Source organism: Streptomyces sp. NPDC046379 (assembly GCF_055587785.1).
On sequence record NZ_JBVJFP010000014.1, the window covers coordinates 75554 to 91197 of the forward strand.

The 15644-nt window shown below is 74.0% G+C and carries 12 protein-coding genes and 1 pseudogene; 6 read left to right on the forward strand and 7 right to left on the reverse strand.

Annotated features, from left to right (window positions below; translation table 11 throughout):
- Positions 1-36: 36 nt before the first annotated feature.
- The 3 genes and pseudogenes from ACZ6KF_RS23930 to ACZ6KF_RS23940 form a co-directional block, all read right to left on the reverse strand.
- Positions 37-912 (reverse strand): annotated as a pseudogene (locus ACZ6KF_RS23930) (FAD-dependent oxidoreductase); the annotation flags it as partial.
- Positions 909-2288, reverse strand: coding sequence for an FAD-dependent oxidoreductase (locus ACZ6KF_RS23935; RefSeq protein WP_469240379.1), 1380 nt, complete (start codon positions 2286-2288; stop codon positions 909-911). The pseudogene ACZ6KF_RS23930 and the gene ACZ6KF_RS23935, both read right to left, overlap by 4 nt.
- 86 nt (positions 2289-2374) lie before the next feature.
- On the reverse strand, positions 2375-3814 hold the full coding sequence (locus ACZ6KF_RS23940; RefSeq protein WP_469159659.1) for an FGGY family carbohydrate kinase: 1440 nt from the start codon (positions 3812-3814) through the stop codon (positions 2375-2377).
- Positions 3815-4093: 279 nt separating this feature from the next.
- On the opposite strand from ACZ6KF_RS23940, the gene ACZ6KF_RS23945 reads away from it, so the two are divergent.
- The 4 genes from ACZ6KF_RS23945 (at position 4094) to ACZ6KF_RS23960 (ending at position 10246) form a co-directional block, all read left to right on the forward strand.
- Complete coding sequence (locus ACZ6KF_RS23945) at positions 4094-5098, forward strand: hypothetical protein (protein WP_356631142.1); 1005 nt, start codon at positions 4094-4096, stop codon at positions 5096-5098.
- A gap of 59 nt (positions 5099-5157) precedes the next feature.
- A complete protein-coding gene (locus ACZ6KF_RS23950) occupies positions 5158-6675 on the forward strand; it encodes an amino acid permease (protein ID WP_356631140.1) in 1518 nt (505 codons plus the stop codon).
- Between the two features lie 198 nt (positions 6676-6873).
- Positions 6874-7989: a mechanosensitive ion channel family protein gene (locus ACZ6KF_RS23955; protein ID WP_356631138.1), complete on the forward strand. Its 1116-nt coding sequence runs from the start codon at positions 6874-6876 to the stop codon at positions 7987-7989.
- 37 nt (positions 7990-8026) lie between these two features.
- The gene (locus tag ACZ6KF_RS23960; RefSeq protein ID WP_469239970.1) at positions 8027-10246 is read left to right on the forward strand and encodes an NADP-dependent isocitrate dehydrogenase; all 2220 of its coding nucleotides are present in this window, start codon (positions 8027-8029) and stop codon (positions 10244-10246) included.
- A gap of 93 nt (positions 10247-10339) precedes the next feature.
- Here ACZ6KF_RS23960 and ACZ6KF_RS23965 read toward each other — a convergent pair whose 3' ends face one another.
- A complete protein-coding gene (locus ACZ6KF_RS23965; RefSeq protein WP_356631222.1) occupies positions 10340-10681 on the reverse strand; it encodes a DUF5713 family protein in 342 nt (113 codons plus the stop codon).
- A 78-nt stretch (positions 10682-10759) separates the two neighbouring features.
- Between ACZ6KF_RS23965 and ACZ6KF_RS23970 the strand changes: the two genes are divergently transcribed.
- Together ACZ6KF_RS23970 and ACZ6KF_RS23975 are read left to right on the forward strand one after the other, a co-directional pair.
- Positions 10760-11557, forward strand: a complete 798-nt coding sequence (locus ACZ6KF_RS23970) for an N-formylglutamate amidohydrolase (RefSeq protein WP_356631134.1) — start codon at positions 10760-10762, stop codon at positions 11555-11557.
- A gap of 156 nt (positions 11558-11713) precedes the next feature.
- Positions 11714-12940, forward strand: coding sequence for a cytochrome P450 (locus ACZ6KF_RS23975; protein ID WP_469239972.1), 1227 nt, complete (start codon positions 11714-11716; stop codon positions 12938-12940).
- A gap of 102 nt (positions 12941-13042) precedes the next feature.
- Here ACZ6KF_RS23975 and ACZ6KF_RS23980 read toward each other — a convergent pair whose 3' ends face one another.
- Genes ACZ6KF_RS23980 through ACZ6KF_RS23990 form a run of 3 tightly spaced genes read right to left on the reverse strand, consistent with a single transcriptional unit; the run spans position 13043 to position 15626 of the window.
- Positions 13043-13552, reverse strand: a complete 510-nt coding sequence (locus ACZ6KF_RS23980) for a hypothetical protein (protein WP_469159735.1) — start codon at positions 13550-13552, stop codon at positions 13043-13045.
- Positions 13553-13557: 5 nt separating this feature from the next.
- Entirely contained in the window at positions 13558-14133 is a 576-nt protein-coding gene (locus tag ACZ6KF_RS23985) for an RNA polymerase sigma factor (RefSeq protein WP_356631130.1), read from the reverse strand.
- A 59-nt stretch (positions 14134-14192) separates the two neighbouring features.
- Complete coding sequence (locus ACZ6KF_RS23990) at positions 14193-15626, reverse strand: S8/S53 family peptidase (RefSeq protein ID WP_356631128.1); 1434 nt, start codon at positions 15624-15626, stop codon at positions 14193-14195.
- Positions 15627-15644: the final 18 nt, after the last annotated feature.

Sequence of the window (15644 nt, forward strand, 5' to 3'; positions counted from 1 at the left end):
CGGCCGGTTCAGCCCGGTGCGAGGTCAGGACCCGGCCAGGACCAGCTCGGCCACCCGCGTCCCCTCCCCCGCCGCCGACCGCGCGCCCCACGTCGCGTGGACGGTGTCGCCCGCCGCGAGGACTCCCGGGCGGGACGTGAGCGGGCCTGCCCCGTCCAGGGTGATGCCGCCGCGGCGGGCCAGGTCGCGGTCGGGGACGAAGTCGCCGGTGAAGACGACCGTGTCGCAGCGCAGGAGGGTCGTACGGCCGTCGCCGTGACGGACGCGGACGCCGGTGAGGCGGCCGTGGCCGAGGAGTTCGGCGACGGTCGCGCCGGTGAGGACGGGGAAGTCCGCGCGGGAGCGGGCGCGGGGGCGGTCGGTGACCATCGCGGCGATCCGGGCGCCGGCCGCCCGGGCGGTGTCGGCGGCGGCATACCCGACCGGCTCCGAGCCGACGATCACGGCGCGGGCGCCGATCCGCTGCCCGAAGAGGTGGACGGCCTGCTGCAGTTCGCCGGTGGTGTAGACGCCGTCCGGACGGGTGCCCGGGATCAGGCGGGCGGCGCGGGGGCGTTCGCGGGCGCCGGTGGCCAGCACGATCGCCCGCGCCGTGATCGTCTCGGCGCCCTCCGGGCCGACGGTGGCGAGGGCCAGGGGCCCGGCCCAGTCGAGTGCCGTGACGCCGGTGCGGACGACGGCTCCGGCGCGGCGGGCGGCGAGCAGGAGACGGCGGGCGTACTGGGGGCCGGTCAAGGGTCGCCGGGGCGTGCCGAAGCCGCCGTGCACGCAGTGCCGGGGCACCCCGCCGGCACTGCGTTCGCGGTCGAGGACCTCCACCCGGCCCGCGCCGCCCGCGGCCAGCCGGGCGGCGGCGGCCAGGCCGGCGGGGCCGGCGCCGACGACGAGGACGTCCACCTGCCGTCCCGTCATGGGCGGGCCTCCTCGAACAGCGCGCGCACCGCGGCGCCGCAGTGGAAGCCCTGGCAGCGGCCGGCGCGGGCGCGGGTGCGGCGGCGCAGTCCGTCCAGTCCTGCGGGCGGGATCGTCCCGGCGAGGGCGTCGCGGATCTCGCCGAGCGAGACGCGCTCGCAGTGGCAGACGAGCGTGCCGTAGGAGGGGTCCTCGGCGACGAGTTCGGGCCGCTCGCAGGGGCGCGGGGCCCTCTCGCCGAGGTCCGGCATGCGCACCGGGGCGAGGTCCCGTTCCGGGCCGGGGTCGAGGCCGGCCTCGCGGGCGAGGTCCAGGACGTGGGCGGCGATGGCGAGGGACGCGGTCAGGCCGGTGGAACGGATGCCGCCGACGGTCACGTAGTCCTGTCCGGGGTGGGCGGCGATGCGGTAGTCGTCGTGCTCGGTGGCGGCGCGCAGGCCGGCGTAGACGGCGGTGACCTCTTCCTCCAGGAGCGCGGGGAGGATGCGGCGGCCCTTGTCGCGCAGGGCGGCCAGCGCGTCGGCGGTCGACTCGGTGGCCCGTTTGTCGTCCAGGTCCTCGGCGGTGGGGCCGAGCAGGACGTTGCCGTGGACGGTCGGGGCGACGAGGACGCCCTTGCCGAGGGCGGTGGGGACGGGCAGCAGGATGTGGCGGACCAGGGCGCGGGCGAACCTGTCGAAGACGATGAGCTGTCCGCGGCGCGGGGTGACGGTGAAGTCGTCGTGGCCGAGGAGGCGGTCGAGGGTGTCGGCGTGCAGCCCGGCGGCGTTGATCAGCCAGCGGGTGCGCAGGGGACCCCGCGTGGTGGCCAGGACGTGGACGCCGTCCTGCCGGGTCGCCTGCTCCACCCGGCAGTCGAGGTGCAGGTGGACTCCGTTGCGCACGGCCTGGGTGGCGTAGGCGAGGTTCGTCGTCCAGGGGCAGACGACACTCTCGCCGGGGATGTGCAGCGCGCCGAGCGCGCCCGGGCCGAGGTGCGGTTCGCGTTCGTATACTTCGGCGGCGTCCAGGAGGCGCGCGTCCCGGTGGTCGTTGGCCTCGGCCTTGGCGGCGAGACGGGGCAGGGCGGCGAGCTGTTCGTCGTCCCAGGCGACCAGGAGCGCGCCGACGCCTTCCACGGGGATGCCGGACTCGGCGGCGTAGGCGGCCAGTGCGCGGGAGCCCTCGCGGACCAAGCGGGCCTCCAGCGATCCGGGTACCGCGTCGAAGCCGGTGTGCAGGATGGCGGTGTTGGCCTTCGAGGTGCCCTGGCCGACGTCGTCCTGTGCCTCGACCAGCGCGACGCGCAGCTTGGGGTGGCGGGCGAGGGCGCGGGCGACAGCGGACCCGACGACGCCGGCGCCGACGACCGTGACGTCGTACGGCGTGCCGGGCAGCGGGCCGCGGGCGGTGACGGTCGCGGGCTCGGGGGTCCCGTCGTCCGTGCGGCGCTTGGCCGTCCGGGCGGCCGCGCGGCGCCCGGTCACGCCGGCGCCCCGTCGAGCAGCGCGGTGACGGCGGCGCGGAAGCGGGCCAGGCGTTCGGCCGCCTCGTCGGCCGGGATGCGCGGCTCGTACACCGCCGCCGGCTTCCACTCCGGCAGGGCCTCCTCGACGCCGAGCCCCGGCGTCGCGCCGATCCGGGCGAGCGCGCCCACGCCGAGGGCGGTCGCGTCGGGCAGCGCGGACACCTCCACGGGACGTTGCAGCAGGTCGGCCTGGGTCTGCATGAGCAGCGCCGAGCGGGTCAGGCCGCCGTCGGCGCGCAGCACCTCCAACGGCGCCCCGAGGTCCGCGGCGGCGGCGTCGGCGAGGGCGACGACCTGTGCGGCCAGGCCCTCGCACAGGGCCCGCACCAGGTGCCCGGGGGTGGTGTCGAGGCCGAGGCCGGTGAGCGAGCCGCGCACATCGCCGCGCCACCAGGGGGCGGCGAGCCCGGCCAGCGCGGGGACGAAGGTGACGCCGCCGCTGTCGGGCACGGCGGAGCCGACCCGGTCGAGGTCGGCGGCGTCCTCGATGACGCCGAGTTCGCCGAGCCAGCGCACGGCGGAGGCGGCCGTGTAGACCTGCCCGTCGAGGCAGTAGGAGGTGCGGCCGGCGAGCCGCCAGGCGACGCAGCCGACCAGTCCGGAGCCGCTGCGGCGCGGCGCGTCCCCGGTGTGCGCGAGGAGGAACGCCCCCGTGCCGTAGGTGCACTTGGCGGTGCCGGGCGCGGTGACGCGCTGGGCGAGCAGCGCGGCCTGCTGGTCGACGACCAGGCCGGTGAGGGGGATCTCCGGGCCGAACGCGGTGGTGACGCCGACGGGCCCGGCGGCGTCGACGACCTCGGGGAGCCGCTCGTCGGACAGGCCGTACAGGCCGAGGGCGCGCGGCGACCACACGGCACTGTCCAGGTCGAGGAGTTGGGTGCGGCCGGCGGTGGCGGCGTCGGTCACGAAAGCGCCGGTGAGCCGGTGGACGAGCCAGGCGTCGCTGGTGGTGACGACGCCGTCGCGGGTGAGGTGGCGGCGGATCCAGGCCATCTTCGGCGCGGCGAAGTACGGGTCGAGCGGCAGCCCGGTCAGCTGGCGCAATTCATCGGCGTGCGACGCGAGTTCGGCGCAGACGGTTTCGGCCCGGCGGTCCTGCCAGACGAGGGCGTCGGCGAGGGGGCGGCCGGTGGCCGGGTCCCAGGCGAGGACGGTCTCGCCCTGGTTGGCCAGGCCCAGCGCGACCACGGGTTCGCCGGCCTCGGCGAGGGCCTGGCGGCCGGCGTCGAGCACGGAGCCGTACAGCTCGGCCGGGTCCGCCTCGACCAGGCCGCCGGACGGATGGCGGGGTCGCACGGCGGCGAACCCGCTGCCGATGACCCCGCGTTCGGGGCAGACGACCAGGGCCTTGGTGCCGGAGGTGCCCTGGTCGACGGCGAGTACCGGACCGGTCATCGCGCCCCTCCCCGTCGCCGCGCCTCGGTGATCACGGCTCGACAGCCTGCCTTCGACCACCACACGCCGTCAAGCTGGGCTGACTGTGTGTCAATCCTGTTGCGAAGGCTCAGCTTTCGCGAACGGTTGACGAATCGGGGCGTGAAGGCGGAACGTCCGCCTCTATAGTGACCGCCGACCACCGCGTTCCACTGACCGTCTTCTCCCGGGGGACCAGTTGTTACTCCAGCCTGCCGCCTTGCTGCCCGACCGCCCGTGTACCGGGGCAGGCGGCGGGTGATGGCGAAGGACGAGACCCGGCCGGCGTACGACCCCGCCGGACCCGACACCGCACTGCGCACCGCCCTGGTGGAGCTGCGCACCGGGCGGTGGATGTCGATGCGCGCCGTGCTCGCCGAGACGGAGACCTGGTGGCAGTGGACCCAGCGCACCCAGGTCCTGGCCGCCGCCGCGGCCGGCACCGACGTGGTGCGGGCCTGGCTCGCCGAGGAACCCGACAGCGTGCACGCCGTGGTGATGCACGCCCGGGTGTCCGTCGAGCGGGCGCTGCGCGCCGCGCGCGAGCGGCACCGGCGCACCCAGGAGCTGTGGCACGAGGCCTGGCTGGCCTGCGACACCGCGGGCCGCGTCGCCCCGCACGACCCGGTGCCGTGGGTGTGCCTGCTGGCGCTGGCCCGGCTCGACTGGGACCAGCGCTGGGACGAGCACCGGGTGCCGCCGCCGGAGCCGATGCTGCCGCCGGGGCCCTGGGGGCTGCTGGCCGAGGCCGACAAGCGGGACCCGGGCAACCGGGAGGCGTACCACCGGATGCTGCAGTTCCTGTACGGGCGTTCGCAGTCGGGCCGGCTGGCCGAGGCGGTCGGCTTCGCCCACTGGGCCGCCGACGCGGCGCCGCCGGGCTCGGCCCTGCACGTACTGCCGCTGTACGTGCGTGTCGAGCGGTACCGCCGGGAGGGCGGGCGGATGGCCGCGCTGGATCTGCACTGGGTCGGGGAGGACGCGGCCCGTGAGGCGCTGCGCACGTTCCACGGCTGGTTCGAACCGAGCGCGCCCGCCGAGCGTTCCCCGCTGGACCTCAATCATCTGGCCCACGCGCTGTGGGGGGCGCTCCAGTTCCCGGAGGCGGATCGGGTGTTCGAGGCGATCGGCCCGTACTACGCGCCCATGCCGTGGTCCTGCCGCACCGCCGACCCGGGCGACCCCGTCCTGGCCGCCGAGGCGTTCGTCCAGGCCCGCACCCGCGTCCGGTCCGCGGTGACCCGGGGCCCGCACCGGCGCTCCTGAACCCACCGCCGCCCCACCCCCCTGATCCCCCGAAAATCCCCCATCCCTGGAGATCACGCATGTCCCCCATCCAATCCGGCGTCCCGCAGCAGGACGAGGAGCAGCGTCTGCGCGAACTGGGCTACAAACCGGTGCTGGCCCGCCGCATGGGCGGCTTCGGCAACTTCGCGATCAGCTTCTCGGTGATCTCGATCCTGTCCGGGTGCATGACCCTGTACGGCTTCGGCATGGGCGCGGGCGGTCCCGCCGTGATGCTGTGGGGCTGGGCGGGCGTCGGCCTGTTCGTGCTGTGCGTGGGCATGGCGCTGGCCGAGGTCACCAGCGCCTACCCCACCTCGGGCGCGCTGTACTACATGGCCGACCGGCTCGGCGGGCGCCGTTGGGGCTGGTACACGGGCTGGCTCAACCTGCTGGGCCTGCTCGGCGCGATCGCCGGCATCGACTACGGCGCGGCCCTGTTCACCGGCGCGTTCATGAACCTCCAGTGGGGCTTCGAGCCCACGCCGGAGAAGACGATGCTGATCTTCATGGTGATCCTGCTGCTGCACGCCGTGCTGAACCTGTTCGGGGTGCGGCTGGTCAGCGTGCTCAACTCGATCAGCGTGTGGTGGCACCTGGGCGGCGTGGCGCTGATCGTGGGCGTGCTGGCGATCGTCCCCGACCACCACCAGTCCCCGTCGTTCGTGTTCACCGAGTTCGTCAACGAGACCGGCTGGGAGAACCCCGTCTACGTCGCCGCGATCGGCCTGCTGCTCGCCCAGTACACGTTCTCCGGTTACGACGCCTCCGCGCATCTGTCGGAGGAGACCTCCAACGCCTCGGTGACCGCTGCGCGCGGCATAGTCCGGGCCATCTGGGTGTCGTGGGTCGCGGGCTTCGTGCTGCTGGCGGGCCTGACCTTCGCCATCCAGGACTACGACGCCACGCGGGCCAGCGAGACCGGGGTGCCGCCGGCGCAGATCCTGCTGGACGGCCTGGGCACGGACGGCGCGAGCGCGCTGCTGCTGGTGGTCATCGTCGCCCAGCTGTTCTGCGGCAACGCCGAGGTCGCCGCGGCCAGCCGGATGGTGTTCGCGTTCAGCCGCGACGGCGCCCTGCCCGGCTCGCGGCTGTGGCGCAAGGTCAGCAGCTCCACCCGTACCCCGGTCGCCGCCGTGTGGCTGTCGGTGGCGGTGGCCTGTGTGCTGGCCCTGCCGTCGCTGTACTCGGCGACCGCGTACGGCGCGGTCACCGCGATCAACGTCATCGGGATCACGCCCGCGTACATCATCCCGGTCTTCCTGCGGCTGCGCGCGGGCGACCGGTTCCAGCCGGGGCCGTGGAGCCTGGGCCGCTGGAGCAGGCCGATCGGCTGGACCGCGGTGGTGTGGGTGGTGTGCGTGACGGTGCTGTTCTGCCTGCCGCAGTCGTCGCCCGTGACCGTGGACACCATGAACTACGCGTCCGTCGCGCTCGTCGTCGTCCTGCTGCTCGCCACGGTGTGGTGGTTCGTCGCCCGTCGTTCGTACGGGGTGCCGACGACCGCCGCCTACGGCAACGACCGCGAGCAGGCGGAACTCGCCGAGGGCATCGTCTGACCGGCGCGGACCGGTCACCGGGCCAGGTGCGAACTGGCTTGCGGGATACGGCAGGATGAGCGGTCGCGCCGGTCGTGGGCAGTCGCCCGGCCGGTGCGACGGCACATCCCAGGATCCGAGCAGGTGAAACGTGACGACACTTCACATCCGGCCGTCGGCGGCCCCGCACGCCGCGCAGCGTCCCACCGGAGGTGACCGGTGAACCGCGACCTGACCCTGGACGACCTGATGCTCGCGGGCATCGCCGTGGCGGCCGGCCTGGTCGCCGGGCTGCTGCTGCGGGTGCTGCTGCGCTGGCTGGGCAAGCACGCCAAGCGCACCAAGTGGAGCGGCGACGACGTCCTGGTGGCCGCGCTGCGCACGGTGGTGCCGTGGGCGGCGTACCTGGGCGGCGCGGCGGCGGCCGGCGCCGCGCTGCCGCTCACCCGGACGGTGCAGCACCACGTCAACCAGACGCTGACCGTGGTGTTCATCCTGGTCGTGACGGTGGCGGCGGCGCGGGTGGTGGCCGGTCTGGTGCGCTCGGTCGCCCAGTCCCGCTCCGGCGTCGCCGCCTCCGCGACGATCTTCGTGAACATCACCCGGATCGCGGTGCTCGCGCTCGGCTTCCTGGTGGTCCTCCAGACGCTGGGCATCTCCATCGCGCCGATGCTCACCGCCCTCGGCGTGGGCGGCCTGGCCGTCGCCCTGGCCCTGCAGGACACGCTCGCCAACCTCTTCGCGGGCATCCACATCCTCGCCTCGAAGACCGTGCAGCCCGGCGACTACATCCGGCTCAGCAGCGGCGAGGAGGGCTACGTCACCGACATCAACTGGCGGCAGACCACGATCCGCAACCTGTCCAACAACCTGGTGATCATCCCCAACGGCCAGCTCGCCGGCACCAACATGACCAACTTCAACCGGCCCGAGCAGCAGCTGACCATCCTGGTCCAGGCCGGGGTCGGCTACGACAGCGACCTGGAGGAGGTGGAGCGGATCACCGTCGAGGTGGTCGCCGAGGTGATGCGGGAGATCACCGGGGCGGTGCCCGAGCACGAGCCGGCGGTGCGCTTCCACACCTTCGGCGACTCGCGGATCGGGTTCACCGTGATCCTCGGGGTCGGCGAGTTCAGCGACCAGTACCGGATCAAGCACGAGTTCATCAAGCGGCTGCACCGGCGCTTCCGCGACGAGGGCATCAGCATCCCGGCCCCGACCCGCACGGTGTCCCTGCACCCGGGCGGCGCGGGTCTGCCGGAGATCGCCATCCCGCACCCGCGCGAGGAGCGGCGGGCCCCGACGCCCGCCGGCCGCGATCACGAGATATCTTGATGTCGAGCAATGTTGCAGACGTGGAGCGGAGCACCCGGTGACTGACTCGACCATCATCTACACGCACACTGACGAGGCCCCGGCCCTGGCGACGTATTCCTTCCTGCCGGTGGTCAAGGCGTACGCCTCGCAGGCGGGTGTCGCCGTGGAGACGCGGGACATCTCGCTGGCGGGACGCATCATCGCCGTGTTCCCGGAGTACCTCCAGGAGGGCCAGCGCATCCCCGACGCGCTGACGGAGCTGGGCGAGCTGGCGAAGACGCCCGAGGCCAACATCATCAAGCTGCCGAACATCTCGGCGTCCATCCCGCAGCTGAAGGCCGCGATCGCGGAGCTGCAGGGCCAGGGCTACGCGCTGCCGGACTACCCGGACGACCCGAAGACGGACGAGGAGCGGGAGATCCGCGCCCGGTACGACAAGGTCAAGGGTTCGGCCGTGAACCCGGTCCTGCGCGAGGGCAACTCCGACCGCCGCGCCCCCGCGTCGGTGAAGAACTACGCCAAGACCCACCCGCACCGCATGGGCGCCTGGACCTCCGAGTCCCGCACGAACGTGGCGACCATGGGCGAGAACGACTTCCGCTCCACCGAGAAGTCCGTGGTCGTCGCCGAGGACGGCGCGCTGCGGATCGAGCTGGTCACCGAGGACGGCGCCACCACCGTGCTGCGCGAGTCGGTGCCCGTGCTCGCCGGCGAGGTCGTCGACGCCTCCGTGATGCGCGTGGCCGCGCTGCGCGAGTTCCTCACGCAGCAGGTGGAGCGCGCGAAGGCGGAGGGCGTGCTGTTCTCCGTGCATCTGAAGGCCACGATGATGAAGGTCTCGGACCCGATCATCTTCGGCCACGTGGTCCGCGCCTTCTTCCCGAAGACGTTCGCCAAGTACGGCGAGACCCTCGCCGCCGCCGGCCTCACCCCGAACGACGGCCTCGGCGGCATCTACAAGGGTCTGGAGTCCCACCCGCAGGGCGCCGAGATCAAGGCCTCCTTCGACGCCGAGCTGGCCGAGGGCCCGGACCTGGCCATGGTCGACTCCGACAAGGGCATCACCAACCTGCACGTGCCGTCCGACGTCATCGTCGACGCCTCGATGCCGGCCATGATCCGCACCTCCGGCCACATGTGGGGCCCCGACGGGCAGGAGCACGACACCCTCGCTGTCCTCCCGGACTCCTCCTACTCCGGCGTCTACCAGGCCGTGATCGACGACTGCCGTGCCAACGGCGCCTACGACCCGTCGACCATGGGCTCGGTGCCGAACGTCGGCCTCATGGCGCAGAAGGCCGAGGAGTACGGCAGCCACGACAAAACCTTCGAGATCCCGGCCGCGGGCACCGTCCGACTGGTCGACCAGGCCGGCAACACGGTGCTGGAGCAGCCGGTCGCCGCGGGCGACATCTTCCGCGCCTGCCAGACCAAGGACGCCCCGATCCGCGACTGGGTCAAGCTGGCCGTCACCCGCGCCCGCGCCACCGGCGCCCCGGCGGTGTTCTGGCTGGACGAGACCCGCGCCCACGACGCCAACCTGATCGCCAAGGTGAAGCAGTACCTGCCGGAGCACGACACCGAGGGCCTCGAGATCAAGATCCTCAACCCGGTCGAGGCGACGAAGTACTCCGTCGAGCGCATCCGCCGCGGCGAGGACACCATCTCCGTCACCGGCAACGTCCTGCGCGACTACCTCACCGACCTGTTCCCGATCCTGGAGCTGGGCACCAGCGCCAAGATGCTGTCGGTCGTCCCGCTGATGGCCGGCGGCGGCCTGTTCGAGACGGGCGCCGGCGGCTCCGCGCCGAAGCACGTCCAGCAGCTGGTCAAGGAGAACTACCTGCGCTGGGACTCCCTGGGCGAGTTCTTCGCCCTGGTGCCGTCCTTCGAGCAGCTCGCCAAGGTCACCGGCAACGCCCGCGCCCAGGTCCTCGCCGACACCCTCGACCGCGCCACGGCGACGTTCCTGAACGAGGACAAGTCCCCGACCCGTCGTGTCGGCGGCATCGACAACCGCGGCAGCCACTTCTACCTGTCCCTGTACTGGGCGCAGGAGCTGGCCCGGCAGACCGACGACGCCGAGCTGGCGAAGGCCTTCGCGCCGCTCGCCGAGGCGCTCGCCGCCAACGAGCAGAAGATCGTCGACGAGCTGGTCGCCGTCCAGGGCGAGCCGGCCGACATCGGCGGCTACTACCAGCCCGACCCGGCGAAGGCTGCGGCGGTCATGCGCCCGTCGGCCACCTGGAACGAGCTGCTCGCGTCCCTGAGCTGACCCGGGACCCCGACGGGTCCCGACGACCGGGACCCGACGAGTCCCGCCCCTCCGCCCCGACCGCACGCACCACGCGGCCGGGGCGGAGCCCGCTCACCACTCCCGCGGCGCGATCAGCTCCTCCACGTCGGCGTCCGCGAAGCCGTACGCCCGGGCCACGAACCAGAAGTCCCCCGCTATCTCCTCCCGCGCCACGGTCTCGATCTCACTGCCCGCCGCCTCGAACGCGGCCTCCAGCTCGTTGAACTCCTCGGTCGCCGCGTGCGTCAGCGCGTAGAGCGCGGCCAGGTCCCCGGGCCGCTCGGCCTCGATCCGCCCGCACAGCCGCAGCAGGATCTCCCGGCCCCGGTCCAGCACCGCGTCCGGGTAGTAGTCGTCCCGGTACAGCGCCCGCAGGAACACGTGCTCCCGCACCCGCTCGTCGCCGATCCCCATGATCCCCCCCGTACTCGCTCGTCCCACTCACGCCCACGATCCTGCCGCACACCACTGACAACGCCCCGGAGCCGCACGATGCCCCGACCCGAACCGCCCTTCGCCCTCCTCCCCGGCGCCGCCGACTCCCCCGTGATCCTGCACGTGCCGCACTCCTCGCGGCGGATACCGGGCGACGTGCGGGCCGGCATCGTGCTGGGCGACGCGGCGCTGGAGCGCGAGCTCGACCACATCACCGACGCGCACACCGCGGAGATCGCCGCGGCGGCCGCCGAGGCGGCGGGGAACGCGCCCTGGCGGTTCGTCAACCGGCTGTCGCGGCTGGTCGTCGACCCGGAGCGGTTCCCGGACGAGCGCGAGGAGATGCTCGCCGCCGGCATGGGCGCGGTCTACACGCGCACCACGCACCGGGAGCCGCTGCGGGACGCGGACGCCGACCCGGAGCCGATGATCGCGCGGTACTTCCGGCCGTACGCGCAGGCCATGACCGACGCGGTGGCCGGGCGGCTGGCCGCCACCGGGCGCGCCGTGATCATCGACGTGCACTCCTACCCCACCGAGCCGCTCCCCTACGAACTGCACGGCGAGGGCCCTCGTCCGCCGGTCTGCCTGGGCACCGACGCCTTCCACACCCCGCCGGAGCTGCTCGCCGCCGCGCGGGAGGCGTTCGCCGGGATCGGGGAGACGGGGCTGGACAGCCCGTTCGCGGGGACGTACGTACCGCTGGAGTACTACGGGAAGGACCCCCGGGTGTCCGCCCTGATGGTGGAGATCCGGCGGGACACCTACATGAGCGAGCCGGGCGGCCCCGCCGGGCCCGGGCTGCCCCGGCTCGCCTCGGCGCTGGCCGCGCTGGTCGGGGCGGTCACCGGCTGACCGGGGAGGGCTCGGGCCGGCGGGCTCCGGCCGGTCCGGGCCGATCCGGACCGATCCGGACCGATCCGGGCCGCGAGCCGATCCGGGCGGTCCGGTGCTGATCCGGCTGGAGCACTCCCGCGCGACAGGGGTCCGGCCGGCCGTGAGGGTGGAGGCATGACCGAGGAGACCACCACACTGGCCGCGCAGGCGCCGCCCCCACCGGTACGGGACTGGCCGGCCGTCGACCTGGAGGGGACCGGCTTCGACCCGGTCCTCGCGGACCTCATGCGCGAGGGTCCCCTGACCCGTATCCGGCTGCCGTACGGCGAGGGCTGGGCGTGGCTGGCCACCCGGTACGAGGACGTGCGGGCGATCACCAACGATCCCCGATTCAGTCGCGCAGAGGTGACGAAGCGTCAGGTGACGCGGATGGCACCGCACTTCGCGCCCCGGCCCGGCTCCCTCGCCTTCGCCGACCAGCCCGACCACCAGCGGCTGCGCCGTGCGGTCGCGGGCGCGTTCACGGTCGCCGCGGTCAGGCGGCTGCGGCCCCGGGCGCAGGAACTGCTCGACGCGCTGGTGGACGGCGTCGTACGGGACGGGCCGCCGGCGGATCTGATGGAGCGGGTGCTGGAGCCCTTCCCGCTCGCCGTGGTCAGCGAGGTGATGGGGGTGCCGGCCGCCGACCGGAAGCGGGTGCACTCCTGGACGCGGGAGATCATCTCCACCTCGGGCGGCGCCGAGGCGGCCGACCGGGCCAAGCGGGGGCTGTACGCGTGGATCGCCCGGACGATCCGCGCCCGCGCGGGCGGCGCCGGCGAGGACGTGTACACGCTGCTCGGCGCGGCCGTGGCGCGCGGCGAGGTCGCCGAGGAGGAGGCGGTGGGCCTGGCCGGTCCCCTGCAGATCGGCGGCGAGGCCGTGACGCACAACTGCGGCCAGATCCTGTACCTGCTGCTGACCCGCCCCGAGCTGATGGCGCGGATGCGGGAGCGGCCCGAGGCACGCGGGCCGCTGCTGGAGGAGCTGCTGCGCTACGTCCCGCACCGCAGCTCCGTGGGCATCGCCCGGATCGCCCTGGAGGACGTCGAACTGCACGGCCTGCGCATCCGGGCGGGCGACCCGGTGTACGTCTCCTACCTGGCCGCCAACCGCGACCCGGAGGTCTTCCCCGACCCCGACTTCCCCGACCCCGACCGCGTCTCCAACCCGCATCTGGCCTTCGGCAACGGACCCCACTACTGCACCGGCGCGGCCCTGGCCCGCATGCAGACCGAACTCCTCGTCGCCACCCTCCTGGAGCGGCTGCCCGCCCTGCGCCTCGCCGTGCCGCCGGCCGAGGTGACCTGGCGCCGCGGGACGATGATCCGCGGCCCGCTGACCCTGCCCTGCGACTGGTGAGCCGCCGGCCACGGAAACGTGCCGGTCCGCCGTCCCGGTGGCCCGGCGGCGCGGTACGCCTCCCCGGTCCGGCGCCTGCCGGTCCGCGCCGCGGGGCGGGTCTCAGGCCCGCATCCACTCCGTGACGACGACCTCCCCGCCGGCCCGCAGCCGCAGCGCGAAGGGGCCGGACGGCGGGGCGTCGCCGGTGAAGCGGCCCATCGCGTCGGCGGTGAGGGTCTGCGGCGCGGCCGGCTGCGGTCCGCCGAGGACCTCGATGCGGGCCGGCTGCGGCGGCATCAGCTGCCCCATCAGGCCCTCCGGCGTCACCTCGACGTCGACGGTCAGCTCCTCGGTGCGGAAGGTCAGCATCCGCGGCGCGTCGGTCACGCCGCGGACCGGGATGCCGTCGACCAGCGAGTCGAAGGTCAGCTCGGCGAGGCGGGCGTCGAGGTCGTGCAGCGCGTAGGCCTCGACGGCGATACGGCGCAGGCCGGCCGGCAGCGGGTCGAGGATCGCGGCGGCACGGCGCAGCTCCTCCTCCAGCCCGCCGACGTCGACGTCCTCACCGCCTCCGACGTCGCCGGCGTCGTGCACGCCGCCGATGCCGTCCATGCCGCCGATGTCGTCCATGTCGTTCACGATGCTCCCCGTGCGTCGAGTCGGGCCTTCAGCCGGCGCAGGCAGCGCTGGCGCAGCGGCCCGATGCTGCCGACGGCGATGCCGAGGGCGGCGGACACCTCCTGGTAACTGGGCGGCGGGGAGGCCATCAGGACGCGCAGCAGCTGTCTGCACCGCTCGCCCAGTTCCTCGAACTCCTGCCACAGCCACCTGATGCGCTCGCTCTCGGCCGCCGCCTCCTCGTCGTCCAGCACCGACTGCTCCGGGGTGCGCTCCTCGCTCACCCGGTCCAGCAGCTGGGGGTCGTCCGTGGGCACCGTGCGGCGCAGGCTCCTGAGCACCTTGAGCGACTCGTTGCGTGCCGTGCTCGCCAGCCAGGACCCGGCCTTGTCCGGCTCGCGGATCCGCCCGAGGTGCTGGGCGAAACGGAACCACACGGTCTGGTAGACCTCGTGCGCGTCGGCGTCGGAGAGCCGGTGGGACCGCACGACGGACCACACCAGCGGACTCAGCCCTTCCACCAGCGCCTTCCAGGCCGCCGCGTCACCGTCGACGGCGGACCGGACGAGCGCGCCGACATCTGTACGGTCCACGGCCCCACTCCTCGTGTACGGCCTGTCATCGTACGCCGTGGGAGGGGCCGTCACGGAACTCACGCCCCCGCCGTGAGGGCGACCGGCACCGGCCGCCAGCTCGGCGGGTACAGCGCCGGCACCGGCACTCCGCGCACTTCCGCGAACTCGGCGTGCGCGGCGAGCAGCCGCCGTCCGGCGGCGCGCGGATCGGTCTCCTTGTGGGCCGTCATGCGGGCGGCGACCAGCCCGGCCACCACGGGGGTGGCGAAGGAGGTGCCGCTCCACTGGGCCAGTCCGTCGAACATGACCTGGTCGGGCTTGCCGCCGGCGGGCGCGCCCTGCTCGGTGAGGACGCCGGTGTGGCTCGGGTGCCGGCAGGTGCACGCGTAGCCGAAGCCGTAGCGGCAGGCGTCGTAGGTGGAGTGCTGGTAGACGTACGGGACGGGGGTCCGGAAGCCGGTGAGGGCACTGGTGAGGCGCTCGCCGGGGGCGTAGACGCGCACCCAGGGGCCGTGGTTGGAGAAGCAGGCGCCGAACTCGCCGTCGCCGCGCAGTGCCCCGACCGACAGTACGCAGTGGGCGTACGCGGGCAGTGAGGCGTAGGCGGCGGGCCAGAAGGGCGTCGCGCTGGCGTTGTTGCCGGCGGCGGCGACCAGCAGGGTGCGCTGCGTGCGCAGTTCGCGCATGAAGGCGTCGAGGCCGAGCAGTCCGTCGGTGCGGCCGTTGGAGGTGCCGGCGGAGAGGCTGAGGACGTCGGGCCAGCCGTGCCGGTCGACGGCCTCGAACAGCTTGCCGCCGAACTCGGACTCCAGGACGGCGCCGGCGTCGCCGAGGGTGCCGAGCACGGTGACGTCGGTGTTGGGCGCGACGCAGGCGATGATGCCGGCGATGAACGTGCCGTGGCCGACGTACTGCTGGAGCAGGCCGTTCTCGTCGGTCTCGGCGACCGCCGGGTCGCCGGTGGTGTGGGCGAGCGCGGGGAAGGAGCGGTGGTCGTGCATCAGGCCGGTGTCGACGACGAGCACGCCGACCGCGGTGTCCGGGTCGTGGAACCCCTCGGCGGGGGCCGGGTTGGGGGTCTCGGTGCGCGGCGCGGGGACGGGCTCGTCGCCGGGGCAGGCGTTGACGGCGATGTGCACGACGTGGTTGCGGCTGACCAGGCGCCGTCCCGTACGGCCCTCGTGCCGCCGCACGGCCCGCAGCGCGTGGGCGACGGCCGGGTCGCCCTCCGGTCCGCCCTGGCCCGGGTCGCCGACTCTGATACGGGTGACGCCGGTGCGGTTGGTCTCGGGGCTCGCCCGGCGCACCTGGTCCGGGGTCAGGTCCGGGGCCTCGGTGAAGTACGCCCGGACGGCGTCCTCGACCACGCGGGCGTCCTCGCCGTCGCGGACCAGGACGACGCCCTTCTCGTAGAGGAACTCGGCGGAGTCGTCCGGGCCCATCGCCAGGGGGACGTCGGGCATCGAGCGCTGGATGTGGTGGAACTGCTCCTGGAATCGCTGTGGCGCCATCACACGTCCTCCGGATGG